The sequence below is a fragment of the Salmonella sp. A7 genome (genome assembly GCF_020181675.1).
GTDB lineage: Bacteria > Pseudomonadota > Gammaproteobacteria > Enterobacterales > Enterobacteriaceae > Salmonella > Salmonella enterica.
Window position 1 is genome coordinate 970584 of record NZ_CP084001.1, and the last position, 26446, is coordinate 997029.

At 47.4% G+C, this 26446-nt stretch carries 23 protein-coding genes and 4 pseudogenes; 21 read left to right on the forward strand and 6 right to left on the reverse strand.

The features are described from left to right. Positions 1–4: 4 nt before the first annotated feature. Entirely contained in the window at positions 5–2572 is a 2568-nt protein-coding gene (mutS, locus tag LCS67_RS04640; RefSeq protein WP_001005807.1) for a DNA mismatch repair protein MutS, read from the reverse strand. A gap of 157 nt (positions 2573–2729) precedes the next feature. On the opposite strand from mutS, the pseudogene LCS67_RS04645 reads away from it, so the two are divergent. Beyond that, a pseudogene (locus tag LCS67_RS04645) lies at positions 2730–3128 on the forward strand (cytoplasmic protein); the annotation flags it as partial. A gap of 126 nt (positions 3129–3254) precedes the next feature. Next, positions 3255–3377: pseudogene (locus LCS67_RS04650) on the forward strand (cytoplasmic protein); the annotation flags it as partial. A gap of 170 nt (positions 3378–3547) precedes the next feature. Here the strand turns inward: LCS67_RS04650 and pphB are convergent. After that, complete coding sequence (pphB, locus tag LCS67_RS04655; RefSeq protein WP_000420460.1) at positions 3548–4204, reverse strand: protein-serine/threonine phosphatase; 657 nt, start codon at positions 4202–4204, stop codon at positions 3548–3550. A gap of 223 nt (positions 4205–4427) precedes the next feature. Between pphB and LCS67_RS04660 the strand changes: the two are divergent. After that, a pseudogene (locus tag LCS67_RS04660) lies at positions 4428–4858 on the forward strand (transposase); the annotation flags it as partial. A gap of 72 nt (positions 4859–4930) precedes the next feature. On the opposite strand, the pseudogene LCS67_RS04665 reads toward LCS67_RS04660, so the two are convergent. The 4 genes and pseudogenes from LCS67_RS04665 to invH all read right to left on the reverse strand — a co-directional run. After that, positions 4931–5023, reverse strand: a pseudogene (locus LCS67_RS04665) (GNAT family N-acetyltransferase); the annotation flags it as partial. 49 nt (positions 5024–5072) lie between these two features. Further along, complete coding sequence (locus LCS67_RS04670; RefSeq protein ID WP_023220797.1) at positions 5073–5420, reverse strand: DUF1493 family protein; 348 nt, start codon at positions 5418–5420, stop codon at positions 5073–5075. Then, entirely contained in the window at positions 5405–5854 is a 450-nt protein-coding gene (locus tag LCS67_RS04675; RefSeq protein ID WP_000381614.1) for an STM2901 family protein, read from the reverse strand. The genes LCS67_RS04670 and LCS67_RS04675 overlap by 16 nt, the downstream gene beginning before the upstream one ends. A gap of 429 nt (positions 5855–6283) precedes the next feature. Then, positions 6284–6727, reverse strand: coding sequence for an SPI-1 type III secretion system invasion lipoprotein InvH (invH, locus tag LCS67_RS04680; protein WP_023136972.1), 444 nt, complete (start codon positions 6725–6727; stop codon positions 6284–6286). A gap of 456 nt (positions 6728–7183) precedes the next feature. Here invH and invF point away from each other — a divergent pair, with 456 nt between their 5' ends. The 18 genes from invF to sipA all read left to right on the forward strand — a co-directional run bounded on the left by invF (position 7184) and on the right by sipA (position 26428). Next, entirely contained in the window at positions 7184–7834 is a 651-nt protein-coding gene (invF, locus tag LCS67_RS04685; protein ID WP_077916025.1) for a type III secretion system transcriptional activator InvF, read from the forward strand. Beyond that, positions 7831–9519, forward strand: a complete 1689-nt coding sequence (gene invG, locus LCS67_RS04690) for a type III secretion system outer membrane ring protein InvG (protein ID WP_000848099.1) — start codon at positions 7831–7833, stop codon at positions 9517–9519. The genes invF and invG overlap by 4 nt, the downstream gene beginning before the upstream one ends. Then, positions 9516–10634, forward strand: a complete 1119-nt coding sequence (gene invE / locus LCS67_RS04695) for a type III secretion system gatekeeper InvE (protein WP_000612171.1) — start codon at positions 9516–9518, stop codon at positions 10632–10634. The genes invG and invE overlap by 4 nt, the downstream gene beginning before the upstream one ends. A gap of 24 nt (positions 10635–10658) precedes the next feature. Further along, positions 10659–12716 (forward strand): type III secretion system export apparatus protein InvA, encoded by a 2058-nt coding sequence (gene invA, locus LCS67_RS04700; protein WP_000927219.1) that lies wholly within the window; start codon positions 10659–10661, stop codon positions 12714–12716. A 23-nt stretch (positions 12717–12739) separates the two neighbouring features. Continuing rightward, positions 12740–13147, forward strand: coding sequence for an SPI-1 type III secretion system chaperone SpaK (spaK, locus tag LCS67_RS04705; protein WP_001164070.1), 408 nt, complete (start codon positions 12740–12742; stop codon positions 13145–13147). Next, the gene (gene invC / locus LCS67_RS04710; protein ID WP_000856766.1) at positions 13144–14439 is read left to right on the forward strand and encodes a SctN family type III secretion system ATPase InvC; all 1296 of its coding nucleotides are present in this window, start codon (positions 13144–13146) and stop codon (positions 14437–14439) included. The genes spaK and invC overlap by 4 nt, the downstream gene beginning before the upstream one ends. After that, entirely contained in the window at positions 14417–14860 is a 444-nt protein-coding gene (gene spaM / locus LCS67_RS04715; protein ID WP_000555884.1) for an SPI-1 type III secretion system protein SpaM, read from the forward strand. The genes invC and spaM overlap by 23 nt, the downstream gene beginning before the upstream one ends. Then, entirely contained in the window at positions 14860–15870 is a 1011-nt protein-coding gene (spaN, locus tag LCS67_RS04720) for an SPI-1 type III secretion system protein SpaN (protein ID WP_000503095.1), read from the forward strand. Before spaM ends, spaN begins: the two co-directional genes overlap by 1 nt. Continuing rightward, positions 15870–16781: an SPI-1 type III secretion system protein SpaO gene (gene spaO, locus LCS67_RS04725; RefSeq protein WP_000058727.1), complete on the forward strand. Its 912-nt coding sequence runs from the start codon at positions 15870–15872 to the stop codon at positions 16779–16781. Before spaN ends, spaO begins: the two co-directional genes overlap by 1 nt. Next, on the forward strand, positions 16771–17445 hold the full coding sequence (gene spaP / locus LCS67_RS04730; RefSeq protein ID WP_000526016.1) for an SPI-1 type III secretion system export apparatus protein SpaP: 675 nt from the start codon (positions 16771–16773) through the stop codon (positions 17443–17445). Before spaO ends, spaP begins: the two co-directional genes overlap by 11 nt. 25 nt (positions 17446–17470) lie before the next feature. Further along, a complete protein-coding gene (spaQ, locus tag LCS67_RS04735; RefSeq protein ID WP_000342503.1) occupies positions 17471–17731 on the forward strand; it encodes an SPI-1 type III secretion system export apparatus protein SpaQ in 261 nt (86 codons plus the stop codon). Positions 17732–17734: 3 nt separating this feature from the next. Further along, positions 17735–18526: an SPI-1 type III secretion system export apparatus protein SpaR gene (gene spaR, locus LCS67_RS04740; RefSeq protein ID WP_023214354.1), complete on the forward strand. Its 792-nt coding sequence runs from the start codon at positions 17735–17737 to the stop codon at positions 18524–18526. Beyond that, positions 18513–19583 carry an SPI-1 type III secretion system export apparatus protein SpaS gene (gene spaS, locus LCS67_RS04745; RefSeq protein WP_000097719.1) on the forward strand — a complete coding sequence of 357 codons (1071 nt, stop codon included), beginning with the start codon at positions 18513–18515 and terminating at the stop codon, positions 19581–19583. Before spaR ends, spaS begins: the two co-directional genes overlap by 14 nt. A 137-nt stretch (positions 19584–19720) precedes the next feature. Continuing rightward, positions 19721–20218: a SycD/LcrH family type III secretion system chaperone SicA gene (gene sicA, locus LCS67_RS04750; RefSeq protein ID WP_000386309.1), complete on the forward strand. Its 498-nt coding sequence runs from the start codon at positions 19721–19723 to the stop codon at positions 20216–20218. Positions 20219–20220: 2 nt separating this feature from the next. After that, the gene (sipB, locus tag LCS67_RS04755; RefSeq protein WP_000245782.1) at positions 20221–22002 is read left to right on the forward strand and encodes an SPI-1 type III secretion system needle tip complex protein SipB; all 1782 of its coding nucleotides are present in this window, start codon (positions 20221–20223) and stop codon (positions 22000–22002) included. Between the two features lie 27 nt (positions 22003–22029). Next, a complete protein-coding gene (sipC, locus tag LCS67_RS04760) occupies positions 22030–23259 on the forward strand; it encodes an SPI-1 type III secretion system needle tip complex protein SipC (RefSeq protein ID WP_000909019.1) in 1230 nt (409 codons plus the stop codon). 70 nt (positions 23260–23329) lie between these two features. After that, positions 23330–24352 carry an SPI-1 type III secretion system needle tip complex protein SipD gene (gene sipD / locus LCS67_RS04765; RefSeq protein ID WP_000932250.1) on the forward strand — a complete coding sequence of 341 codons (1023 nt, stop codon included), beginning with the start codon at positions 23330–23332 and terminating at the stop codon, positions 24350–24352. Positions 24353–24370: 18 nt separating this feature from the next. Next, entirely contained in the window at positions 24371–26428 is a 2058-nt protein-coding gene (gene sipA / locus LCS67_RS04770) for an SPI-1 type III secretion system effector SipA (RefSeq protein ID WP_080183687.1), read from the forward strand. The last annotated feature ends 18 nt before the right edge of the window (positions 26429–26446 follow it).

Here is a 26446-nt window from a genome sequence, read left to right on the forward strand (position 1 = left end):
ACGTTTACACCAGACTTTTCAGCCGATAGATCCACTCCAGCGCCTGGCGTGGCGTCAGGGAGTCCGGATCGAGATTCTCCAGCGCTTCAACGGCAGGCGATGTCTCCTCCGGGGCCGCAAGCAACGACATTTGCGTGCCGTCCACCTGCGTTGCCGCCGCATTGGGCGAGATGCTTTCCAGCTCGCGGAGTTTTTGGCGCGCGCGTTTGATGACTTCTTTAGGGACGCCCGCAAGCGCCGCGACCGCCAGGCCATAGCTCTTACTTGCCGCGCCGTCCTGCACGCTGTGCATAAACGCGATAGTATCGCCGTGTTCCAGCGCATCCAGGTGGACGTTCGCCACGCCTTCCATTTTCTCCGGTAATTGGGTCAGCTCGAAGTAGTGGGTAGCGAACAGCGTTAACGCTTTAATCTTATTCGCGAGATTCTCCGCGCAGGCCCAGGCCAACGACAGCCCGTCATACGTGGAGGTACCGCGCCCGATTTCATCCATCAATACCAGACTGTTTTCCGTGGCATTATGCAGAATGTTCGCGGTTTCGGTCATCTCCACCATAAAGGTCGAACGCCCGGAAGCCAGGTCGTCCGCTGCGCCGACGCGGGTAAAAATACGGTCGATGGGGCCGATTTCCACGTTTTGCGCCGGAACGTAACTGCCGATATAGGCCAGCAGGGCGATCAATGCCGTTTGTCGCATATAGGTACTTTTACCGCCCATATTGGGGCCGGTAATGATCAACATCCGGCGCTGCGGCGACAGATTGAGCGGGTTAGCGATAAACGGCTCATTCAGTACCTGTTCAACCACCGGGTGGCGACCTTCGGTAATACGGATACCGGGTTTATCGGTAAATGTCGGGCAGGTGTAATTCAGCGTCCAGGCGCGTTCGGCCAGGTTAACCAGCACATCCAGTTCCGCCAGCGCGTTGGCGCTCTGCTGTAAATCGGCCAGATGCGGCAACAGCAGATCAAACAATTCGTCATATAGCTGTTTTTCCAGCGCCAGCGCTTTGCCTTTCGAGGTCAGAACTTTATCTTCGTACTCTTTAAGCTCAGGAATAATGTAGCGTTCGGCATTTTTCAGCGTCTGGCGACGCACATAATTGATGGGCGCCAGATGGCTTTGACCACGGCTAATCTGAATGTAATAACCATGTACCGCGTTATAGCCGACTTTCAGCGTATCCAGCCCGGTACGCTCGCGCTCGCGAATTTCCAGACGATCGAGATAATCGGTGGCGCCGTCCGCCAGCGCGCGCCATTCGTCCAGCTCTTCATGGTAGCCGGGCGCAATAACGCCGCCGTCGCGGACCAGTACCGGCGGCGCGTCAATAATGGCGCGTTCCAGGAGGTCGCGCAGCTCGGCGAAATCGCCCATTTTTTTACGCAACGCCTGTACCGGCGCGCTGTCAACGGTTTCAAGCTGAGCGTGCAACTCCGGCAGCTGCTGGAAGGCGTGACGCATTCGGGCGAGATCGCGCGGACGCGCGGTGCGCAGCGCCAGACGCGCAAGGATACGCTCCAGATCGCCGACCTGACGCAGCACCGGTTGCAGTTCGCTGACGGTGTCCTGCAAGGCGCCGATGGTCTGCTGGCGTTCACGCAATATGTCGGTATTTCGTACCGGCATATGCAGCCAGCGTTTAAGCATTCGGCTACCCATTGGCGTCACGGTACAGTCAAGCACCGCGGCGAGGGTATTTTCGACGCCGCCGGCCAGGTTCTGGGTAATTTCCAGATTGCGGCGGGTGGCGGCATCCATAATGATGCTGTCCTGCTGGCGTTCCATCGTAATGGAACGAATATGCGGCAGGGAGGTGCGCTGGGTATCTTTTACGTACTGTAACAGGCAGCCTGCCGCACATAATCCACGCGAGGCATTTTCGACGCCGAAACCGACCAGATCCCGCGTACCGAATTGCAGATTTAGCTGCTGGCGGGCGGTATCAATCTCAAACTCCCACAGCGGGCGACGGCGCAGACCCCGGCGTCCCTCTATTAACGCCATTTCAGCAAAATCTTCGGCATACAACAGTTCGGCGGGATTGGTGCGCTGCAACTCTGCGGCCATCGTTTCACGGTCGGCGGGTTCGCTCAGACGAAAGCGCCCGGAGCTGATATCCAGCGTGGCGTAACCGTAGCCTTTACCATCCTGCCAGATAGCCGCCAGCAGGTTATCCTGACGCTCCTGTAGCAGGGCTTCATCACTGATAGTGCCAGGCGTAACGATACGCACGACCTTACGTTCAACGGGACCTTTGCTGGTGGCCGGATCGCCAATCTGTTCGCAAATAGCGACGGATTCGCCCTGATTGACCAGTTTCGCGAGGTAGTTTTCTACGGCGTGGTGCGGGATACCCGCCATAGGGATAGGTTCGCCAGCCGATGCGCCGCGTTTGGTCAGCGAAATATCGAGCAACTGCGACGCACGCTTTGCGTCGTCATAAAACAGCTCGTAAAAGTCTCCCATACGATAAAAGAGCAGGATCTCCGGATGCTGGGCTTTCAGCTTGAGATACTGCTGCATCATCGGTGTGTGGTTGGAGAAGTCCTTATCAAATGACTCATTCATATTGATTTTACTCGTTTTTTATTCTTTCAAGTGCTCATGTGGCCCCGGGGAAAACCCTTATAAACTCACATAAACCCATAAATTTGTAGCTCACCTGTAGCCTAAAATGTGACAGGTTACATTCTCATCATTCCTGGACTACAACAGGGGTGATACTTTGAAAACAACTCTCAGCCAGCCTTTCATTATCAACAAGTTAAGTATCAATGTTAAGTCTGCGCTCAGTCGCTCTGGAAAAATCGTTTTCGAAGCTAACCCAGCTCAAAAACTCTACATTGTTTTCGATGACCACAGAGAAGCTCCTGCTGGTTTCGGGGTAAAAGCCAGTTTGACGAAAAAAACCTACGTAATCCAGCGAAGAGTAGCCTCGTCAGATCGTAATGTCAGTGAGGGTAGGAAGCCAAGTTCTGTCTTGAAAGTAAAAGTTGGAAATGTGTTCGATTTTCCAAATATTGACGAAACAAGGCAAGTAACCAGGCAATTAGTTCAGACCATGCTCGCAACAAAGAGAAATCCCAACAAAATTAAGAGGGAAACGGATGCTTCCGAACTCAAAATGAGACTGTAATTAAAATTGTGTAATTGCCTGATTTTGATATGTTCGATTCAACATCAAAAGCTGGTTGCTTTATGGACGAAAAACACCTGGCATTCACAGAGCATTAACTTCATCCCGACGGCCACAGCTATCAAGATTGTGTTGCATGAAGGTAAGCCGATCCATTTCGCCACCACGGTTATTGCGCTTTCTTCCGATAGGTATCTTGAGCTGTGCGATCTTTACTCTTCTCAGGCGATCGAGTAACTACCTGCGTCGGATTACGGCTTCGTTTTTTGATCTGCGATCTTAATGATGATATGGGCAGAAAAACGCGAAATTTAGACGCTATTACGAATGGGCAATGGTACTTATTGAAGGCTATATCATTGCCCATAATGCAGGGAGGGTTAATATTATATAATTCTATTTCCAGATTACTTTATTTTAAAAAAAGACAGATTGCCTGAACAGAAAGAACCGGTGTCAATGTAGATTTGATTGGCGAATGTTGTTGTGTAGTCAACAATCATATGGCCGAAGATGAAAGTATCCGCACCGCGTATTGGATGGATATTCCCCTGTAACGAACCAAGCAGACGATCGCGTGACCATAGAACGCTATCAATATCAACTTGCTTCTCATAATCGTAGCTGTCATCTGGATAATCGGCATGGGCAATCACGTACTTCTTTGAGGACGTTTCAACCTGTATGATGTGAGGACGCTGCTTAAAAGTTAGTAATAGTTCAGTGGCTTCTTGCCTGTCTTTTTCGGTGACCGAGTCGTACCAGTAACCACCGTTTACATACCAGAAATTGCCATCCTGTGTTTCAAAAGCGTCAAGTGCCATAGCTTCATGATTACCCACTACAGAAATAAACCATGAGGTATTTAACAGTCTCAGTGTTTCAAGGTTTTCTTTTCCTCGATCAATGTTATCTCCAGTGGAGATCAAGAGATCGGTATCAGGAGAGAAATTTAATTGAGCCAGTCTGGTTAACAATAAGGAGTAACATCCATGAATATCACCAACGACCCAAATGTGGCGATAGAGATCGCTGTTGATGTCAGCATAACGAATTAATTCCATGATGTTCCTATAGCACAACTTTGGAGGCTGGTATTATAACAAAGAAGTAGGGTGATATTAATTTTTATTCTTTAAAATACACAGTTATTAAAATAACCTACAAGCTAGAAATCAACAGATAATATATATTTTATGAATCGGTTAATTAAAGTAGACGATGTGCTTGAAAGATGCACGATTTCTCGCGCAACACTTTACTGATTAATTGCAAAGGCATACTTTCTCGCTCAGCGGCACGACGGATACGCAGGCACTGCCGGGGCTGATTAGCCAGACTCACTGTAAAATCAGGGAAGCCTCGGCTGACGGCGCTTATGACACGCGCTATTGCCATGATGTGTTATTGAGGAAAAAAATCAGGCCGCTAATCCCGCCACGAAGCGGTGCGCGATACTGGCCGGACAAGTAGTACCATGAGCGTAACCACGCGGTGGCGAATCAACATCGGAGCGGCAGCAATGAGGTCTGGAAAAGAAAGTGGGCTATCACCGTCGTTCAGTAGTGGAAACAGCGATGTTTCGTATTAAAACCTTGCTGGGCGGCTATCTGAGTCTGCGGAACTATGACGCGCAGGTGGGTGAAGCGATGGCGATGCTCAAGGCGCTGAACTGGATGACGTTGTTGGCAATGCCGACCAGCGTCAGGCTCGTATAACGAGTGCTCCGGTGGGAGTCCTGTATCCTTATCGTTGGCCGATTCTGAATTATTCAACCAAGCCTCATGTTGTCATAACCTACCAGATGCAGATAAAGTAGCATAAAGCGTTTTAAACGACAGCAACAAGGAAAGGGGTTGATCGTTTAATGATACTGCGCCAAATAACAAAATTCATAGTAATTAACTCCTGTTTAATTCGACATATTTTTCATTAATCATAAAGCCATTTCCCAGCTTTCGCTGATTCAGAAAACATTCTGATTGTTAAAGGCTTACGAGTTCGTTCTATATCTTCCCGTTTTAATTTAAGCCATCGTGTAAGCAGTGGAGTATTCTCCCAAGGAAAATAACACGACCATTTAACTTGTGATAAATCTACATTAAATTTTTTTTCAAATTTATCCAAAGCTTCATGCAGGTCATCGCCTGGAGCTTCAAATAAATCAGAATCAAGTTCTAAAGGGATTTCTTTCCAATTGCTGTCTAAATATCCGGGAATCTCTTCACGGAAGAGTGTTAACACCTCTTGCTGAATTGTGTCCATCAAAAGGATGTCCATTGTATACGATCTTTAGGGCGTGCTATTAGGTTGTATTTTGCCTGAGTTCTCCTTGATACCTGGTAAATTGAATTCACAAGACCAACCCAACCTAACCATGGAACATATCGTGCTATGACTGCGGCAAGATTATTTGTTTTTCGCATTCTTATACCAACGGGTGTAGGAACTCTAATACCGAAAGGAGTTTGTGCATTTCGTAAAAGCATTCTCCCATACCTGGAGATAACACTTGTCCCTTTGATTGCCTCTCCCGGTTTCGTTCTGGTTTTTAACCACGGTTGCCCGGCGAGGATAGCAGCACCTGACTCAATGCCAATCCCAGGTTCATCACAAAATTGCTCAAGGAAAATTACATCAAATAGTTCACCTGCTGACAGGTTCGATTGTCCGTGGTAGAAGTAGGTTCCGTTTAGTTCTTCTGTCGTATCCATTCAATCACCTTATAGACTGTTTGCCATTCATTCCAGACATCGGGACGTTTCTGCCGCTATACTAGCCTGGTAGTCAATACGCTGTCACAGGTAAAAAGAACGTTATTCGCGAAAAGTGGATGGGGTATCGTAAGAATGCCAACATGTGGGGCAAGAGGGGGATGTTAGTTTACCGCGATATACGAGATGATAGTTTGTCAGTATAAGTTTCGGCTATTTCCCAAGTCTGGGAGGCCGTTCTTTATCGCAAATAAAAAAAGCAGCAGCGAGGTGCTGCTGTATCAAAAGCAGATTGATAAATGCAACGTAAGAGACAAATGGCCAACCGTAAAAGTGACCATAGCTATAATAATTATATTGATATTAAGTGGCAATGCAAAATATGGTCTTAATTATATCATGATGAGTTCAGCCAACGGTGATATAGCCTTATAAGGCTTGCAGTCTTTCATGGGCAGCAAGTAACGTCTGATATATGCTTAAATTCTTACTTCCGGGTTCAAGCAAAACTTTTTTAAATTCGGTCATGAGTTGCTCTTCATCTTCTTTCGAACGCATGTATTGTGGATGTTCCTGGAAGAAGGTGAGCGCCTGTTCTTTGGTTTGTTTATATTTTTCGCAAAAAATGCTTGAGCTGATTGCGCTATTTTTTGATGCGGAATTATCAGCGTTCTGGTTTGATAATGATTTATTCTTCGCAAGGTCTGACGGCACATACGGAAGAGACTGACACTCATCAATACTATTTGCGTTGGCCAGTTGCTCTTTCTGAGCGCCAGGTTGCGGTACAGGTTTGCTCACGGAGGAAGGGAGGGGCACCTGGGCACAGCCAATCAGTAAAAAGACAGGAAGACAGCTATAAAATTTTTTCATATTAACTCCAACTACAGAAGAATGAGGCACAATGTTTTTACACAACCGTCAGAACGTTATCTGACAATAGTTATAAGGGGGCGAATGCGTTTCAGGAATGCTAGCAAAAAAAACTCCTGATATAAATAATTAATTCTTCATCCCGATGACAATATTTGATTTTTTGCTGCTGCAGAATAATAAGCCAGAATTTATACACTATGAGCTGATTTTCTATTTTAAATTATCAAGCGCTGTGCAAGTGGGCCAATTTAATTAGCGGGTGGCATCAGTTTCATAATGATTGCATCAGGTTTTTGCCACCCGCTCCCGGTATTGTTTACATATTAAAATGATTTTTAACTGGTGCTGACAACTATGCTAAATACGCAGGAAGTACTTAAAGAAGGAGAGAAGCGGAAAATCCGCAGCCCGGAAGCATGGTTTATACAGACGTGTTCCGCGCAAAAGCTGCATATGTCATTTTCTGAAGGCCGACACAATGAAAACTGCCTGATTCAGGAAGGCGCGCTGCTTTTTTGCGAGCAGGCTGTTGTCGCACCAGTATCAGGAGACGTGGTTTTTCGACCGTTAAAAATTGAAGTACTCAGCAAATTACTGGCATTTATCGATGGCGCAGGATTAGTGGACACGACATATGCTGAATCCGATAAATGGGTTTTGCTGAGTCCTGAGTTTCGCGCTATTTGGCAAGATCGTAAACGCTGCGAGTACTGGTTTTTGCAGCAAATTATTACGCCTTCTCCGGCCTTCAATAAGGTACTGGCGCTGTTACGAAAAAGCGAGAGTTACTGGTTGGTTGGCTATTTACTCGCTCAGTCAACCAGCGGCAACACGATGAGAATGCTGGGAGAAGACTATGGCGTTTCTTATACCCATTTTCGTCGTTTGTGCAGCAGAGCGTTGGGCGGAAAAGCGAAGAGTGAATTACGAAACTGGCGTATGGCGCAATCGTTGCTGAATAGTGTAGAAGGCCGCGAGAACATCACCCAATTAGCCGTTAATCATGGTTACTCATCGCCTTCACATTTTTCTAGTGAGATCAAAGAGCTGATCGGCGTTTCGCCGCGGAAATTATCAAATATTATTCAATTGGCAGACAAATGAAGACACATATTCTTTTGGCCAGAGTGCTGGCATGTGCCGCGCTTGTTCTGGTTGCACCTGGTTATTCTAGTGAAAAAATACCTGTAACGGGAAGTGGGTTTGTTGCGAAAGACGATAGCCTGCGGACATTTTTCGATGCAATGGCGCTACAGCTAAAGGAGCCTGTCATTGTTAGCAAAATGGCGGCACGAAAAAAAATTACGGGCAACTTTGAGTTTCACGATCCTAACGCATTACTGGAGAAGCTTTCCCTACAACTGGGGCTGATTTGGTATTTCGATGGGCAGGCTATCTATATTTATGACGCCAGTGAAATGCGCAATGCCGTGGTTTCTTTACGCAACGTCTCACTCAATGAGTTCAACAATTTTCTAAAACGCTCAGGTTTATATAACAAAAATTACCCGCTACGTGGCGATAACCGTAAAGGAACATTCTATGTTTCAGGGCCACCCGTCTATGTTGATATGGTGGTCAACGCCGCCACCATGATGGACAAGCAAAACGATGGTATTGAGCTGGGACGCCAGAAAATAGGGGTGATGCGTCTGAACAATACCTTCGTGGGCGATCGTACCTACAATCTGCGCGATCAGAAAATGGTTATCCCCGGTATTGCTACGGCGATTGAAAGGTTATTGCAGGGAGAAGAGCAACCCTTAGGTAATATTGTCAGTAGCGAACCTCCGGCGATGCCAGCGTTTTCAGCGAATGGAGAAAAAGGTAAAGCAGCAAATTATGCCGGTGGCATGAGTCTGCAGGAAGCTTTAAAGCAAAATGCCGCGGCGGGCAATATTAAAATCGTGGCCTATCCGGATACCAACAGTTTGTTAGTAAAAGGAACGGCTGAGCAGGTGCATTTTATCGAAATGCTGGTTAAAGCGCTGGATGTCGCCAAACGTCACGTAGAATTATCCCTGTGGATTGTCGATCTTAATAAAAGCGATCTGGAGCGTTTGGGCACTTCATGGAGCGGCAGCATTACTATTGGGGACAAACTTGGCGTGTCATTAAACCAGGCTTCAATAAGTACCCTCGATGGCAGTCGATTCATCGCCGCGGTAAATGCGTTAGAAGAGAAGAAACAGGCGACGGTGGTTTCGCGCCCGGTATTACTGACTCAGGAAAATGTTCCCGCTATTTTTGATAACAACAGAACGTTTTACACCAAGCTGATTGGGGAACGTAATGTGGCGCTTGAGCATGTAACATACGGAACAATGATCCGAGTGCTGCCCCGTTTTTCCGCAGATGGTCAGATAGAAATGTCGCTGGACATTGAAGATGGTAACGATAAGACGCCGCAATCCGATACTACCACCTCCGTAGATGCGTTACCCGAAGTCGGACGAACGTTAATTAGCACTATTGCGAGAGTTCCGCACGGAAAAAGTTTGCTGGTCGGTGGTTATACACGGGATGCAAATACCGATACTGTCCAAAGTATTCCGTTTTTAGGCAAATTACCGCTTATTGGTAGCCTGTTTCGTTATTCCAGTAAGAATAAAAGTAATGTTGTTCGTGTATTCATGATTGAACCAAAAGAAATTGTCGACCCGTTAACGCCGGATGCCAGCGAATCGGTAAACAATATTCTGAAACAAAGCGGTGCCTGGAGTGGGGACGATAAGTTACAGAAATGGGTTCGTGTTTATCTGGATAGAGGTCAGGAGGCAATTAAATGATTCCTGGCTCAACCTCCGGTATTTCATTTTCCAGAATATTGTCCCGGCAGACATCTCACCAGGATGCGACCCAGCATACTGATGCGCAACAGGCGGAAATACAACAGGCCGCAGAGGATTCATCTCCAGGGGCGGAAGTACAAAAATTTGTCCAGTCGACGGACGAAATGTCAGCGGCGCTGGCGCAATTTCGTAACCGTCGCGATTATGAAAAAAAATCCAGTAATTTATCTAATAGTTTTGAACGCGTGCTGGAGGATGAGGCTTTACCGAAGGCGAAGCAAATATTAAAGCTAATTAGCGTACATGGCGGCGCGTTAGAAGATTTTTTACGTCAGGCGCGTAGCTTATTTCCTGACCCCAGTGATTTAGTCCTTGTGTTACGCGAATTGCTTCGTCGTAAAGATCTGGAAGAGATCGTGCGGAAAAAGCTGGAGTCGTTACTTAAGCACGTTGAAGAGCAAACCGATCCGAAGACCCTCAAGGCAGGGATTAATTGTGCGTTGAAGGCCCGGCTTTTTGGGAAAACATTATCGTTAAAACCAGGCTTATTGCGCGCCAGCTATCGGCAATTTATCCAGAGTGAATCACATGAAGTGGAGATTTACTCTGACTGGATAGCCAGTTATGGCTATCAACGTCGACTGGTGGTACTGGATTTTATCGAGGGTTCGCTATTAACCGATATTGACGCGAATGACGCCAGCTGTTCGCGTCTGGAGTTTGGCCAGCTTTTACGACGCCTGACGCAACTTAAAATGTTGCGCTCCGCTGACCTACTGTTTGTGAGTACATTGTTGTCGTATTCGTTTACCAAAGCGTTTAATGCGGAGGAGTCGTCGTGGCTACTACTGATGCTTTCACTATTGCAACAGCCACATGAAGTGGATTCGCTGTTAGCCGATATTATAGGTTTGAATGCGTTATTGCTTAGTCATAAGGAACATGCATCCTTTTTGCAGATATTTTATCAAGTATGTAAAGCCATACCCTCTTCACTCTTTTATGAAGAATATTGGCAGGAAGAATTGTTAATGGCGTTACGTAGTATGACCGATATTGCCTACAAGCATGAAATGGCAGAACAGCGTCGTACTATTGAAAAGCTGTCTTAATTTAATATTAACAGGATACCTATAGTGCTGCTTTCTCTACTTAACAGTGCTCGTTTACGACCTGAATTACTGATTCTGGTACTAATGGTGATGATCATTTCTATGTTCGTCATTCCATTACCTACCTATCTGGTTGATTTCCTGATCGCACTGAATATCGTACTGGCGATATTGGTGTTTATGGGGTCGTTCTACATTGACAGAATCCTCAGTTTTTCAACGTTTCCTGCGGTACTGTTAATTACCACGCTCTTTCGTCTGGCATTATCGATCAGTACCAGCCGTCTTATCTTGATTGAAGCCGATGCCGGTGAAATTATCGCCACGTTCGGGCAATTCGTTATTGGCGATAGCCTGGCGGTGGGTTTTGTTGTCTTCTCTATTGTCACCGTGGTCCAGTTTATCGTTATTACCAAAGGTTCAGAACGCGTCGCGGAAGTCGCGGCCCGATTTTCTCTGGATGGTATGCCCGGTAAACAGATGAGTATTGATGCCGATTTGAAGGCCGGTATTATTGATGCGGATGCCGCGCGCGAACGGCGAAGTGTACTGGAAAGGGAAAGCCAGCTTTACGGTTCCTTTGACGGTGCGATGAAGTTTATCAAAGGTGACGCTATTGCCGGCATCATTATTATCTTTGTGAACTTTATTGGCGGTATTTCGGTGGGGATGACCCGCCATGGTATGGATTTGTCCTCCGCTCTGTCTACTTATACCATGCTGACCATTGGTGATGGTCTTGTCGCCCAGATCCCCGCATTGTTGATTGCGATTAGTGCCGGTTTTATCGTGACTCGCGTAAATGGCGATAGCGATAATATGGGGCGGAATATCATGACGCAGCTGTTGAACAACCCATTTGTATTGGTTGTTACGGCTATTTTGACCATTTCAATGGGAACTCTGCCGGGATTCCCGCTGCCGGTATTTGTTATTTTATCGGTGGTTTTAAGCGTACTCTTCTATTTTAAATTCCGTGAAGCAAAACGTAGCGCCGCCAAACCTAAAACCAGCAAAGGCGAGCAGCCGCTCAGTATTGAGGAAAAAGAAGGGTCGTCGTTGGGACTGATTGGCGATCTCGATAAAGTCTCTACAGAAACCGTACCGTTGATATTACTTGTGCCGAAGAGCCGGCGTGAAGATCTGGAAAAAGCTCAACTTGCGGAGCGTCTACGTAGTCAGTTCTTTATTGATTATGGCGTGCGCCTGCCGGAAGTATTGTTACGCGATGGCGAGGGTCTGGACGATAACAGCATCGTATTGTTGATTAATGAGATCCGTGTTGAACAATTTACGGTCTATTTTGATTTGATGCGAGTGGTAAATTATTCCGATGAAGTTGTTTCCTTTGGCATTAATCCAACAATCCATCAGCAAGGTAGCAGTCAGTATTTCTGGGTAACGCATGAAGAGGGGGAGAAACTGCGGGAGCTTGGCTATGTGTTGCGGAACGCGCTTGATGAGCTTTACCACTGTCTGGCGGTGACGCTGGCGCGCAACGTCAATGAATATTTCGGTATTCAGGAAACAAAACATATGCTGGACCAACTGGAAGCGAAATTTCCTGATTTACTTAAAGAAGTGCTCAGACATGCCACGGTACAACGTATATCTGAAGTTTTGCAGCGTTTGTTAAGCGAACGTGTTTCCGTGCGTAATATGAAATTAATTATGGAAGCGCTCGCATTGTGGGCGCCAAGAGAAAAAGATGTCATTAACCTTGTGGAGCATATTCGTGGGGCAATGGCGCGTTATATTTGCCATAAATTCGCCAATGGCGGCGAATTACGAGCAGTAATGGTATCTGCTGAAGTTGAGGATGTTATTCGCAAAGGGATCCGTCAGACCTCTGGCAGTACCTTCCTCAGCCTTGACCCGGAAGCCTCCGCTAATTTGATGGATCTCATTACACTTAAGTTGGATGATTTATTGATTGCACATAAAGATCTTGTCCTCCTTACGTCTGTCGATGTCCGTCGATTTATTAAGAAAATGATTGAAGGTCGTTTTCCGGATCTGGAGGTTTTATCTTTCGGTGAGATAGCAGATAGCAAGTCAGTGAATGTTATAAAAACAATATAAGGGCTTAATTAAGGAAAAGATCTATGCAACATTTGGATATCGCTGAATTAGTTCGTTCCGCACTGGAAGTAAGTGGTTGCGATCCTTCACTCATCGGAGGAATAGATAGCCATTCAACAATTGTTCTGGATTTATTTGCATTGCCAAGTATCTGTATCAGCGTCAAGGACGATGATGTATGGATCTGGGCGCAATTGGGTGCTGACAGCATGGTGGTATTACAACAGCGGGCTTATGAAATCGTAATGACCATAATGGAAGGATGCCAGTTTGTCCGCGGCGGGCAATTACTACTGGGGGAGCAGAATGGGGAGCTAACGCTTAAAGCCTTAGTGCATCCGGATTTTTTATCTGACGGTGAAAAGTTCTCTAATGCCTTGAATGGGTTTTACAACTATCTGGAAGTTTTTAGTCGGTCGCTAATGAGATGAAAACACCTCGTTTACTGCAATATCTGGCCTACCCACAAAAAATAACCGGCCCAATTATTGAGGCGGAATTGCGCGATGTGGCCATTGGCGAGCTGTGTGAAATACGCCGTGGCTGGCACCAAAAACAGGTTGTTGCACGTGCGCAGGTGGTTGGCTTACAGCGGGAACGCACCGTGCTGAGCCTTATCGGCAATGCCCAGGGGCTGAGCCGCGATGTCGTGCTTTATCCCACTGGACGTGCGTTATCGGCGTGGGTGGGATACTCGGTATTAGGCGCGGTGTTGGATCCGACAGGGAAAATCGTTGAGCGTTTTACCCCTGAAGTGGCGCCGATTAGCGAAGAACGCGTTATTGATGTCGCACCGCCTTCTTACGCTTCGCGCGTTGGCGTCCGTGAACCGCTGATTACCGGTGTGCGCGCGATTGACGGGTTATTGACCTGTGGCGTAGGCCAGCGAATGGGCATTTTTGCCTCCGCAGGATGCGGTAAGACCATGCTGATGCATATGCTGATCGAGCAAACGGAGGCGGATGTTTTTGTTATTGGTCTTATCGGTGAACGAGGCCGCGAGGTCACTGAATTCGTGGATATGTTGCGCGCTTCGCATAAGAAAGAAAAATGCGTGCTGGTTTTTGCCACTTCCGATTTCCCCTCGGTCGATCGCTGCAATGCGGCGCAACTGGCGACAACCGTAGCGGAATATTTTCGCGACCAGGGAAAACGGGTCGTGCTTTTTATCGATTCCATGACCCGTTATGCGCGTGCTTTGCGAGATGTGGCACTGGCGTCGGGAGAGCGTCCGGCCCGTCGAGGTTATCCCGCCTCCGTATTCGATAATTTGCCCCGCTTGCTGGAACGCCCCGGGGCGACCAGCGAGGGAAGCATTACTGCCTTTTATACGGTACTGCTGGAAAGCGAGGAAGAGGCGGACCCGATGGCGGATGAAATTCGCTCTATCCTTGACGGTCACCTGTATCTGAGCAGAAAGCTGGCCGGGCAGGGACATTACCCGGCAATCGATGTACTGAAAAGCGTAAGCCGCGTTTTTGGACAAGTCACGACGCCGACACATGCTGAACAGGCATCTGCCGTGCGTAAATTAATGACGCGTCTGGAAGAGCTCCAGCTTTTCATTGACTTGGGAGAATATCGTCCTGGCGAAAATATCGATAACGATCGGGCGATGCAGATGCGGGATAGCCTGAAAGCCTGGTTATGCCAGCCGGTAGCGCAGTATTCATCCTTTGATGACACGTTGAGCGGTATGAATGCATTCGCTGACCAGAATTAAAGTATTGCAGCGGCGCTGTACGGTATTTCATTCACAGTGTGAGTCGATATTACTTCGCTATCAGGATGAGGACCGCGGGCTGCAGGCCGAGGAGGAGGCGATCCTTGAACAAATAGCGGGTCTGAAATTGTTATTAGATACGCTGCGTGCAGAAAACAGACAGCTCAGTCGTGAGGAAATTTATACGTTATTACGTAAGCAGTCTATTGTTCGCCGGCAGATAAAAGATTTAGAACTCCAGATTATACAAATTCAGGAAAAACGGAGCGAGCTGGAAAAGAAAAGGGAAGAGTTTCAGAAAAAAAGTAAATATTGGTTGCGCAAAGAAGGGAACTATCAACGCTGGATAATCCGTCAGAAAAGACACTATATCCAGCGAGAGATACAGCAGGAAGAGGCCGAGTCAGAGGAGATAATTTAATGGGCGATGTGTCAGCTGTCAGTTCATCCGGGAACATTTTACTGCCGCAGCAGGATGAGGTTGGCGGTTTATCAGAAGCATTAAAAAAAGCGGTGGAAAAACATAAGACAGAATATTCCGATCATAAAAAAGATCGCGACTATGGCGATGCTTTCGTAATGCATAAAGAAACGGCTTTACCGGTATTGCTGGCGGCATGGCGACATGGCGCGCCAGCGAAATCAGAACATCACAATGGTAATGTTTCTGGTCTGCATCATAACGGAAAAGGCGAACTCAGGATTGCTGAAAAACTGTTGAAAGTCACTGCTGAAAAATCTGTCGGTTTGATCTCTGCGGAGGCCAAAGTAGATAAATCCGCAGCGTTGCTATCGTCTAAAAATAGGCCGTTAGAAAACGTAAGCGGTAAAAAATTATCTGCTGATTTAAAAGCTGTGGAATCCGTTAGTGAAGTAGCCGATAACGCCACGGGAATCTCTGACGATAATATCAAGGCATTGCCTGGGGATAATAAAGCCATCGCGGGCGAAGGCGTTCGTAAAGAGGGCGCGCCGCTGGCGCGGGATGTCGCACCTGCCCGAATGGCCGCAGCCAATACCGGTAAGCCTGACGATAAAGATCATAAAAAGGTTAAAGATGTTTCTCAGCTTCCGCTGCAACCAACCACTATCGCCGATCTTAGCCAATTAACCGGCGGCGATGAAAAAATGCCTTTAGCGGCGCAATCAAAGCCGATGATGACTATTTTTCCCACTGCCGATGGCGTGAAAGGGGAGGATAGCTCGCTGACTTACCGTTTTCAGCGCTGGGGAAATGACTATTCCGTCAATATTCAGGCGCGGCAAGCAGGGGAGTTTTCGTTAATACCGTCAAATACGCAGGTTGAACATCGTTTGCATGATCAATGGCAAAACGGTAATCCCCAGCGCTGGCACCTGACGCGAGACGATCAACAAAATCCGCAGCAGCAACAGCACAGACAGCAATCTGGCGAGGAGGATGACGCCTGATGTCATTGCGTGTGAGACAGATTGATCGTCGCGAATGGCTATTGGCGCAAACCGCGACAGAATGCCAGCGCCATGGCCAGGAAGCTACGCTGGAATATCCGACGCGACAGGGAATGTGGGTTCGGTTGAGCGATGCAGAAAAACGGTGGTCGGCGTGGATTAAACCTGGGGACTGGCTTGAGCATGTCTCTCCCGCTCTGGCGGGGGCGGCGGTTTCTGCTGGCGCTGAGCACCTGGTCGTTCCCTGGCTTGCTGCAACAGAGCGACCGTTTGAGTTGCCCGTGCCGCATTTGTCCTGTCGGCGTTTATGCGTAGAGAACCCCGTGCCGGGAAGTGCGCTGCCGGAAGGGAAATTGTTGCACATTATGAGCGATCGGGGCGGCCTGTGGTTTGAATATCTTCCTGAACTGCCTGCAGTCGGGGGCGGCAGGCCGAAAATGCTGCGTTGGCCGTTGCGCTTTGTAATCGGTAGCAGTGATACGCAGCGTTCGTTGCTGGGCCGAATCGGGATCGGAGATGTACTCCTGATTCGTACTTCCCGTGCGGAAGTTTATTGCTACGCGAAAAAGTTAGGTCATTTCAACCGTGTTGAAGGGGGAATTATTGTGGAAACGTTAGATATTCAACATATCGAAGAAGAAAATAATACAACTGAAACTGCAGAAACTCTGCCTGGCTTGAACCAATTGCCCGTCAAACTGGAATTTGTTTTGTATCGTAAGAACGTTACCCTCGCCGAACTCGAAACCATGGGGCAGCAGCAGCTATTATCACTGCCGACCAATGCTGAACTTAACGTTGAAATTATGGCGAATGGTGTTTTGCTGGGTAATGGCGAACTGGTACAGATGAATGACACCTTAGGCGTTGAGATCCATGAATGGCTGAGCGAGTCTGGTAATGGGGAATGATATCTCATTAATTGCCTTACTGGCATTTTCCACCCTGTTGCCATTTATTATTGCGTCAGGAACCTGTTTCGTTAAATTTTCTATTGTATTTGTCATGGTGCGTAACGCCCTGGGATTGCAGCAGATACCTTCAAATATGACGCTTAACGGCGTCGCATTGCTGCTTTCTATGTTTGTTATGTGGCCCATAATGCATGATGCCTACGTCTATTTTGAGGACGAAGATGTCACCTTTAATGATATTTCGTCATTAAGTAAGCACGTTGATGAAGGTCTGGATGGTTATCGCGATTATCTGATCAAATATTCAGATCGCGAGTTAGTTCAGTTTTTTGAAAACGCGCAACTGAAGCGTCAGTATGGAGAAGAGACCGAGACGGTAAAGCGTGACAAAGATGAAATTGAAAAACCATCAATATTTGCGTTATTACCTGCTTATGCGCTGAGCGAAATAAAAAGCGCGTTTAAAATTGGTTTTTATCTCTATTTGCCCTTTGTTGTCGTCGACCTGGTGGTATCCAGCGTGCTACTGGCGCTGGGGATGATGATGATGAGTCCGGTGACGATATCTACACCTATTAAGCTGGTGCTTTTTGTCGCGCTTGATGGCTGGACATTACTGTCTAAGGGATTGATTTTACAGTATATGGACATTGCAACATGACATCATTACGAGACGGGATAGTTAAATGGATGATTTAGTGTTTGCAGGTAATAAGGCGCTCTATCTTGTTTTGATCCTGTCAGGGTGGCCGACGATTGTCGCAACGATTATCGGCCTCCTGGTAGGGTTATTCCAGACGGTAACGCAATTACAGGAACAGACGCTGCCTTTTGGCATTAAATTACTTGGCGTGTGTTTGTGCTTGTTTTTACTGTCTGGCTGGTATGGCGAAGTTTTACTCTCTTACGGGCGTCAGGTGATATTCCTGGCGTTGGCTAAGGGGTAAAAAATGTTTTACGCGTTGTACTTTGAAATTCATCACCTGGTTGCGTCTGCGGCACTAGGGTTTGCTCGCGTGGCGCCGATTTTTTTCTTCCTGCCGTTTTTGAATAGCGGGGTATTAAGCGGCGCGCCGAGAAACGCCATTATCATCCTGGTGACATTGGGAGTATGGCCGCATGCATTGAACGAGGCGCCGCCGTTTTTATCGGTGGCGATGATCCCGTTAGTTCTGCAAGAAGCGGCGGTAGGCGTCATGCTGGGCTGTCTGCTGTCATGGCCTTTTTGGGTTATGCATGCACTGGGTTGTATTATCGATAACCAGCGAGGGGCAACGCTAAGTAGCAGTATCGATCCGGCAAACGGCATTGATACCTCGGAAATGGCTAATTTCCTGAATATGTTTGCCGCTGTCGTTTATTTACAAAACGGCGGTCTGGTCACGATGGTTGACGTGTTAAATAAAAGCTATCAGCTATGCGATCCGATGAACGAGTGCACGCCTTCATTACCGCCGCTATTAACGTTTATTAATCAGGTGGCTCAAAACGCCTTGGTTCTGGCCAGTCCGGTGGTATTAGTGCTGTTGCTGTCAGAAGTATTCCTGGGTTTATTGTCGCGCTTTGCTCCGCAAATGAACGCCTTTGCGATTTCACTGACGGTAAAAAGCGGCATTGCCGTTTTAATTATGCTGCTTTATTTCTCTCCGGTGCTACCGGACAATGTACTGCGACTCTCTTTCCAGGCCACAGGATTAAGCAGTTGGTTTTACGAGCGAGGGGCGACGCATGTCCTCGAATAAAACAGAAAAACCGACTAAAAAACGGCTGGAAGACTCCGCTAAAAAAGGCCAATCATTTAAAAGTAAAGATCTCATTATCGCCTGCCTGACGCTGGGAGGAATTGCCTATCTGGTGTCGTATGGCTCATTTAATGAGTTTATGGGGATAATTAAGATCATTATTGCGGATAATTTTGATCAGAGCATGGCTGACTACAGTTTGGCCGTTTTTGGGATAGGGTTAAAATATCTGATTCCATTTATGCTGCTCTGCTTAGTGTGTTCCGCATTACCGGCGTTATTACAGGCCGGTTTTGTGCTGGCGACAGAAGCATTAAAACCTAATTTATCGGCGTTAAACCCGGTAGAAGGGGCGAAAAAACTTTTTAGTATGCGAACGGTTAAAGATACGGTCAAAACCCTACTGTATCTCTCATCCTTTGTGGTGGCCGCCATCATTTGCTGGAAGAAATATAAGGTTGAAATCTTTTCTCAGCTAAATGGCAATATTGTAGGTATTGCCGTCATTTGGCGTGAGCTTCTTCTCGCGTTGGTATTAACTTGCCTTGCTTGCGCATTGATTGTCTTATTATTGGATGCTATTGCGGAATATTTCCTGACCATGAAAGATATGAAAATGGATAAGGAAGAAGTGAAGCGTGAAATGAAGGAGCAGGAAGGGAACCCAGAGGTTAAATCTAAAAGACGTGAAGTTCATATGGAAATTCTGTCTGAACAGGTGAAATCCGATATTGAAAACTCACGCCTGATTGTTGCCAACCCCACGCATATTACGATCGGGATTTATTTTAAACCCGAACTGATGCCGATTCCGATGATCTCGGTGTATGAAACGAATCAGCGCGCACTGGCCGTCCGCGCCTATGCGGAGAAGGTTGGCGTACCTGTGATCGTCGATATCAAACTGGCGCGCAGTCTTTTCAAAACCCATCGCCGTTATGATCTGGTGAGTCTGGAAGAAATTGATGAAGTTTTACGTCTTCTGGTTTGGCTGGAAGAGGTAGAAAACGCGGGCAAAGACGTTATTCAGCCACAAGAAAATGAAGTACGACATTGAGCCGCGTAAAGCAGTAGCGATGTATTCATTGGGCGTTTTTTGAATGTTCACTAACCACCGTCGGGGTTTAATAACTGCATCAGATAAACGCAGTCGTTAAGTTCTACAAAGTCGGTGACAGATAACAGGAGTAAGTAATGGATTATCAAAATAATGTCAGCGAAGAACGTGTTGCGGAAATGATTTGGGATGCCGTTAGTGAAGGCGCCACGCTAAAAGACGTTCACGGGATCCCTCAAGATATGATGGACGGTTTATATGCTCATGCTTATGAGTTTTATAACCAGGGACGACTGGATGAAGCTGAGACGTTCTTTCGTTTCTTATGCATTTATGATTTTTACAATCCCGATTACACCATGGGACTGGCGGCGGTATGCCAACTGAAAAAACAATTTCAGAAAGCATGTGACCTTTATGCAGTAGCGTTTACGTTACTTAAAAATGATTATCGCCCCGTTTTTTTTACCGGGCAGTGTCAATTATTAATGCGTAAGGCGGCAAAAGCCAGACAGTGTTTTGAACTTGTCAATGAACGTACTGAAGATGAGTCTCTGCGGGCAAAAGCGTTGGTCTATCTGGAGGCGCTAAAAACGGCGGAGACAGAGCAGCACAGTGAACAAGAAAAGGAATAATTATGGTAAATGACGCAAGTAGCATTAGCCGTAGCGGATATACCCAAAATCCGCGCCTCGCTGAGGCGGCTTTTGAAGGCGTTCGTAAGAACACGGACTTTTTAAAAGCGGCGGATAAAGCTTTTAAAGATGTGGTGGCAACGAAAGCGGGCGACCTTAAAGCCGGAACAAAGTCCGGCGAGAGCGCTATTAATACGGTGGGTCTAAAGCCGCCTACGGACGCCGCCCGGGAAAAACTCTCCAGCGAAGGGCAATTGACATTACTGCTTGGCAAGTTAATGACCCTACTGGGCGATGTTTCGCTGTCTCAACTGGAGTCTCGTCTGGCGGTATGGCAGGCGATGATTGAGTCACAAAAAGAGATGGGGATTCAGGTATCGAAAGAATTCCAGACGGCTCTGGGAGAGGCTCAGGAGGCGACGGATCTCTATGAAGCCAGCATCAAAAAGACGGATACCGCCAAGAGTGTTTATGACGCTGCGGCCAAAAAACTGACGCAGGCGCAAAATAAATTGCAATCGCTGGACCCGGCTGACCCCGGCTATGCACAAGCTGAAGCCGCGGTAGAACAGGCCGGAAAAGAAGCGACAGAGGCGAAAGAGGCCTTAGATAAGGCCACGGATGCGACGGTTAAAGCAGGCACAGACGCCAAAGCGAAAGCCGAGAAAGCGGATAACATTCTGACCAAATTCCAGGGAACGGCTAATGCCGCCTCTCAGAATCAGGTTTCCCAGGGTGAGCAGGATAATCTGTCAAATGTCGCCCGCCTCACTATGCTCATGGCCATGTTTATTGAGATTGTGGGCAAAAATACGGAAGAAAGCCTGCAAAACGATCTTGCGCTTTTCAACGCCTTGCAGGAAGGGCGTCAGGCGGAGATGGAAAAGAAATCGGCTGAATTCCAGGAAGAGACGCGCAAAGCCGAGGAAACGAACCGCATTATGGGATGTATCGGGAAAGTCCTCGGCGCGCTGCTAACCATTGTCAGCGTTGTGGCCGCTGTTTTTACCGGTGGGGCGAGTCTGGCGCTGGCTGCGGTGGGACTTGCGGTAATGGTGGCCGATGAAATTGTGAAGGCGGCGACGGGGGTGTCGTTTATTCAGCAGGCGCTAAACCCGATTATGGAGCATGTGCTGAAGCCGTTAATGGAGCTGATTGGCAAGGCGATTACCAAAGCGCTGGAAGGATTAGGCGTCGATAAGAAAACGGCAGAGATGGCCGGCAGCATTGTTGGTGCGATTGTCGCCGCTATTGCCATGGTAGCGGTCATTGTGGTGGTCGCAGTTGTCGGGAAAGGCGCGGCGGCGAAACTGGGTAACGCGCTGAGCAAAATGATGGGCGAAACGATTAAGAAGTTGGTGCCTAACGTGCTGAAACAGTTGGCACAAAACGGCAGCAAACTCTTTACCCAGGGGATGCAACGTATTACTAGCGGTCTGGGTAATGTGGGTAGCAAGATGGGCCTGCAAACGAATGCCTTAAGTAAAGAGCTGGTAGGTAATACCCTAAATAAAGTGGCGTTGGGCATGGAAGTCACGAATACCGCAGCCCAGTCAGCCGGTGGTGTTGCCGAGGGCGTATTTATTAAAAATGCCAGCGAGGCGCTTGCTGATTTTATGCTCGCCCGTTTTGCCATGGATCAGATTCAGCAGTGGCTTAAACAATCCGTAGAAATATTTGGTGAAAACCAGAAGGTAACGGCGGAACTGCAAAAAGCCATGTCTTCTGCGGTACAGCAAAATGCGGATGCTTCGCGTTTTATTCTGCGCCAGAGTCGCGCATAAAAACTGCCAAAATAAAGGGAGAAAAATATGTTAATTAGTAATGTGGGAATAAATCCCGCCGCTTATTTAAATAATCATTCTGTTGAGAATAGTTCACAGACAGCTTCGCAATCCGTTAGCGCTAAAGATATTCTGAATAGTATTGGTATTAGCAGCAGTAAAGTCAGTGACCTGGGGTTGAGTCCTACACTGAGCGCGCCTGCGCCAGGGGTATTAACGCAAACCCCCGGAACGATCACGTCCTTTTTAAAAGCCAGTATTCAAAATACCGACATGAATCAGGATTTGAATGCCCTGGCAAATAATGTCACGACTAAAGCGAATGAGGTTGTGCAAACCCAGTTACGCGAGCAGCAGGCAGAAGTCGGAAAGTTTTTTGATATTAGCGGAATGTCTTCCAGTGCCGTTGCGCTGTTGGCTGCCGCGAATACGTTAATGCTGACGTTGAACCAGGCTGATAGCAAACTGTCTGGTAAGTTGTCATTAGTCAGTTTTGATGCAGCTAAAACGACGGCAAGCTCCATGATGCGCGAAGGGATGAATGCGTTGTCCGGTAGTATTTCCCAGAGCGCGCTTCAGTTGGGGATCACTGGCGTGGGCGCCAAACTGGAATATAAGGGGCTGCAGAATGAAAGAGGCGCGCTTAAACATAATGCCGCGAAGATCGATAAACTGACCACTGAAAGCCACAGTATTAAAAACGTGCTGAACGGGCAGAATAGCGTCAAACTCGGTGCTGAAGGCGTCGATTCTCTGAAATCGTTAAATATGAAGAAAACCGGTACCGATGCGACGAAAAATCTTAATGATGCGACGCTTAAATCTAATGCCGGAACCAGCGCCACGGAAAGTCTGGGTATTAAAGACAGTAATAAACAAATCTCCCCTGAACATCAGGCTATTCTGTCGAAACGTCTTGAGTCTGTCGAATCCGATATTCGTCTTGAGCAGAATACCATGGATATGACCCGAATTGATGCGCGCAAGATGCAGATGACGGGCGATCTGATTATGAAGAACTCGGTCACGGTCGGTGGTATTGCAGGGGCGTCCGGGCAGTACGCCGCTACTCAGGAACGTTCTGAGCAGCAAATTAGCCAGGTGAATAACCGTGTTGCCAGCACCGCATCGGACGAAGCCCGTGAAAGTTCACGTAAATCGACCAGCCTGATTCAGGAAATGCTGAAAACAATGGAGAGCATTAACCAGTCGAAAGCATCCGCACTTGCTGCTATCGCAGGCAATATTCGCGCTTAATCTGAAAGGTCATCTATACGCCATCATGGGGGGGATTTAATCGCGCTCCTGATGGCGAACTGGGGATATTATGCTTAATATTCAAAATTATTCCGCTTCTCCTCATCCGGGGATCGTTGCCGAACGGCCGCAGACTCCCTCGGCGAGCGAGCACGTCGAGACTGCCGTGGTACCGTCTACCACAGAACATCGCGGCACAGATATCATTTCATTATCGCAGGCGGCTACTAAAATCCAGCAGGCACAGCAGACGCTGCAGTCAACGCCACCGATCTCTGAAGAGAATAATGACGAGCGCACGCTGGCGCGCCAGCAGTTGACCAGCAGCCTGAATGCGCTGGCGAAGTCTGGCGTGTCATTATCCGCAGAACAAAATGAGAACCTGCGGAGCGCGTTTTCTGCGCCGACGTCGGCCTTATTTAGCGCTTCGCCTATGGCGCAGCCGAGAACAACCATTTCTGATGCTGAGATTTGGGATATGGTTTCCCAAAATATATCGGCGATAGGTGACAGCTATCTGGGCGTTTATGAAAACGTTGTCGCAGTCTATACCGATTTTTATCAGGCCTTCAGTGATATTCTTTCCAAAATGGGAGGCTGGTTATCGCCTGGTAAGGATGGAAATACCATTAAGCTAAATGTTGACTCACTTAAAAGTGAAATAAGTAGTTTAATTAATAAATACACTCAAATAAATAAAAATACGATTTTATTTCCCTCGCAAACTGGCAGCGGAGTGACAACAGCAACGAAAGCGGAAGCTGAGCAGTGGATTAAAGAATTGAATTTACCGGACAGCTGTCTAAAGGCGTCTGGTTCTGGTTATGTCGTACTGGTAGATACGGGGCCACTGAGCAAAATGGTTAGCGATCTTAATGGAATAGGATCGGGTTCAGCCCTTGAACTGGATAACGCCAAATATCAAGCCTGGCAGTCGGGTTTTAAAGCACAGGAAGAAAATCTGAAAACCACATTACAGACGCTGACGCAAAAATACAGCAATGCCAATTCATTGTACGACAACCTGGTAAAAGTGCTGAGCAGTACGATAAGTAGCAGCCTGGAAACCGCCAAAAGCTTCCTGCAAGGATAATAGAAGAGGATATTAATAATGGTTACAAGTGTAAGAACTCAGCCCCCCGTCATGATGCCAGGTATGCAGACCGAGATCAAAACGCAGGCCACGAATCTTGCGGCGAATCTTTCCGCAGTCAGAGAAAGTGCCACAGCGACGCTGTCAGGGGAAATTAAAGGCCCGCAACTGGAAGATTTTCCCGCGCTGATCAAACAGGCGAGTCTGGATGCGTTGTTTAAATGCGGGAAAGACGCTGAGGCGTTAAAAGAAATTTTCACCAATTCAAATAATGTCGCCGGTAAGAAAGCGATAATGGAATTTGCCGGGCTCTTTCGTTCAGCGCTCAACGCCACCAGTGATTCTCCTGAGGCGAAGACGCTACTAATGAAGGTGGGGGCAGAGTATACCACGCAAATCATAAAAGATGGCCTGAAAGAAAAGTCAGCTTTTGGGCCATGGCTGCCAGAAACAAAGAAAGCGGAAGCGAAGCTGGAAAACCTGGAAAAGCAGCTGTTAGATATCATCAAAAATAACACTGGCGGTGAATTAAGTAAATTATCGACGAATCTTGTTATGCAGGAGGTGATGCCCTATATTGCCAGCTGCATTGAACATAACTTTGGCTGTACGTTAGATCCGTTAACCCGTAGCAATCTTACGCAGCTTGTTGACGCCGCGGCGGCGAAGGCGGTTAAGGCGCTTGATATGTGCCACCAAAAATTAACGCAAGAGCAGGGTACCAGCGTAGGACGGGAAGCCCGGCACCTTGAAATGCAAACGTTGATACCCCTGCTGCTACGTAATGTTTTTGCACAAATTCCTGCAGATAAACTGCCTGACCCTAAAATTCCGGAACCTGCGGCTGGACCAGTACCTGATGGTGGGAAAAAAGCAGAACCTACGGGTATTAATATCAATATTAATATTGATAGCAGTAACCATAGCGTGGATAACAGTAAGCATATTAACAATAGCCGAAGCCATGTCGATAATAGCCAGCGCCATATCGATAATAGCAACCATGATAATAGCCGGAAGACGATTGATAATAGCCGAACATTTATTGATAACAGCCAACGCCATGGCGAGTCACACCATTCGACTAACAGCAGCAACGTAAGTCATAGTCATTCGCGTGTGGATTCGACTACGCATCAAACGGAGACGGCACACAGCGCCAACACAGGGGCAATTGACCATGGCATCGCAGGTAAAATTGACATCACGGCTCATGCGACGGCAGAGGCTGTGACCAACTCTTCATCCGAAAGTAAAGATGGAAAGGTGGTCACGTCAGAAAAGGGCACTACGGGTGAAACAACCTCTTTTGATGAAGTTGATGGCGTAACCAGCAAGAGCATTATCGGCAAGCCGGTACAGGCCACGGTGCACGGCGTTGATGATAATAAACAGCAAAGCCAGACGGCAGAGATTGTGAATGTGAAGCCGCTTGCCAGTCAACTGGCTGGCATTGAGAATGTTAAAATCGATACCTTACAATCAGACTCGACGGTAATTACAGGTAATAAAGCCGGTACGACCGATAATGATAATAGCCAGACAGATAAGACTGGCCCATTTTCTGGTTTGAAGTTTAAGCAAAATAGTTTCCTCTCAACAGTACCGAGCGTTACGAATATGCATTCAATGCATTTCAACGCCCGTGAGGCGTTTTTGGGTGTGATACGTAAAGCCCTGGAGCCGGATACCTCCACACCGTTCCCTGTACGCAGAGCGTTTGACGGCTTGCGTGCGGAAATATTACCCAATGACACGATAAAGAGTGCAGCGTTGAAAGCGCAATGTAGCGATATTGACAAGCACCCAGAATTGAAAGCGAAAATGGATACGCTTAAAGAGGTCATTACTCATCATCCACAAAAAGAAAAACTGGCTGAGATTGCACTGCAGTTTGCCAGAGAGGCGGGGTTGACCAGGCAAAAAGGGGAAACTGACTATGTGTTAAGTAATGTGCTGGACGGCCTTATCGGAGACGGTAGCTGGCGAGCTGGCCCGGCTTACGAGTCATACCTGAATAAACCTGGCGTAGATCGGGTTATTACTACCGTTGATGGCTTGCACATGCAGCGTTAATTAACCGGGAAAGATGCG

Coding starts and splice junctions, on each gene's coding strand:
- mutS (WP_001005807.1), bottom strand. CDS start 2,572: ATGAATGAGTCATTTGATAAGGACTTCTCCAACCACACACCGATGATG.
- pphB (WP_000420460.1), bottom strand. CDS start 4,204: ATGGAATTAATTCGTTATGCTGACATCAACAGCGATCTCTATCGCCAC.
- LCS67_RS04670 (WP_023220797.1), bottom strand. CDS start 5,420: ATGGACATCCTTTTGATGGACACAATTCAGCAAGAGGTGTTAACACTC.
- LCS67_RS04675 (WP_000381614.1), bottom strand. CDS start 5,854: ATGGATACGACAGAAGAACTAAACGGAACCTACTTCTACCACGGACAA.
- invH (WP_023136972.1), bottom strand. CDS start 6,727: ATGAAAAAATTTTATAGCTGTCTTCCTGTCTTTTTACTGATTGGCTGT.
- invF (WP_077916025.1), top strand. CDS start 7,184: ATGTCATTTTCTGAAGGCCGACACAATGAAAACTGCCTGATTCAGGAA.
- invG (WP_000848099.1), top strand. CDS start 7,831: ATGAAGACACATATTCTTTTGGCCAGAGTGCTGGCATGTGCCGCGCTT.
- invE (WP_000612171.1), top strand. CDS start 9,516: ATGATTCCTGGCTCAACCTCCGGTATTTCATTTTCCAGAATATTGTCC.
- spaK (WP_001164070.1), top strand. CDS start 12,740: ATGCAACATTTGGATATCGCTGAATTAGTTCGTTCCGCACTGGAAGTA.
- invC (WP_000856766.1), top strand. CDS start 13,144: ATGAAAACACCTCGTTTACTGCAATATCTGGCCTACCCACAAAAAATA.
- spaM (WP_000555884.1), top strand. CDS start 14,417: ATGCATTCGCTGACCAGAATTAAAGTATTGCAGCGGCGCTGTACGGTA.
- spaN (WP_000503095.1), top strand. CDS start 14,860: ATGGGCGATGTGTCAGCTGTCAGTTCATCCGGGAACATTTTACTGCCG.
- spaO (WP_000058727.1), top strand. CDS start 15,870: ATGTCATTGCGTGTGAGACAGATTGATCGTCGCGAATGGCTATTGGCG.
- spaP (WP_000526016.1), top strand. CDS start 16,771: ATGGGGAATGATATCTCATTAATTGCCTTACTGGCATTTTCCACCCTG.
- spaQ (WP_000342503.1), top strand. CDS start 17,471: ATGGATGATTTAGTGTTTGCAGGTAATAAGGCGCTCTATCTTGTTTTG.
- spaR (WP_023214354.1), top strand. CDS start 17,735: ATGTTTTACGCGTTGTACTTTGAAATTCATCACCTGGTTGCGTCTGCG.
- spaS (WP_000097719.1), top strand. CDS start 18,513: ATGTCCTCGAATAAAACAGAAAAACCGACTAAAAAACGGCTGGAAGAC.
- sicA (WP_000386309.1), top strand. CDS start 19,721: ATGGATTATCAAAATAATGTCAGCGAAGAACGTGTTGCGGAAATGATT.
- sipB (WP_000245782.1), top strand. CDS start 20,221: ATGGTAAATGACGCAAGTAGCATTAGCCGTAGCGGATATACCCAAAAT.
- sipC (WP_000909019.1), top strand. CDS start 22,030: ATGTTAATTAGTAATGTGGGAATAAATCCCGCCGCTTATTTAAATAAT.
- sipD (WP_000932250.1), top strand. CDS start 23,330: ATGCTTAATATTCAAAATTATTCCGCTTCTCCTCATCCGGGGATCGTT.
- sipA (WP_080183687.1), top strand. CDS start 24,371: ATGGTTACAAGTGTAAGAACTCAGCCCCCCGTCATGATGCCAGGTATG.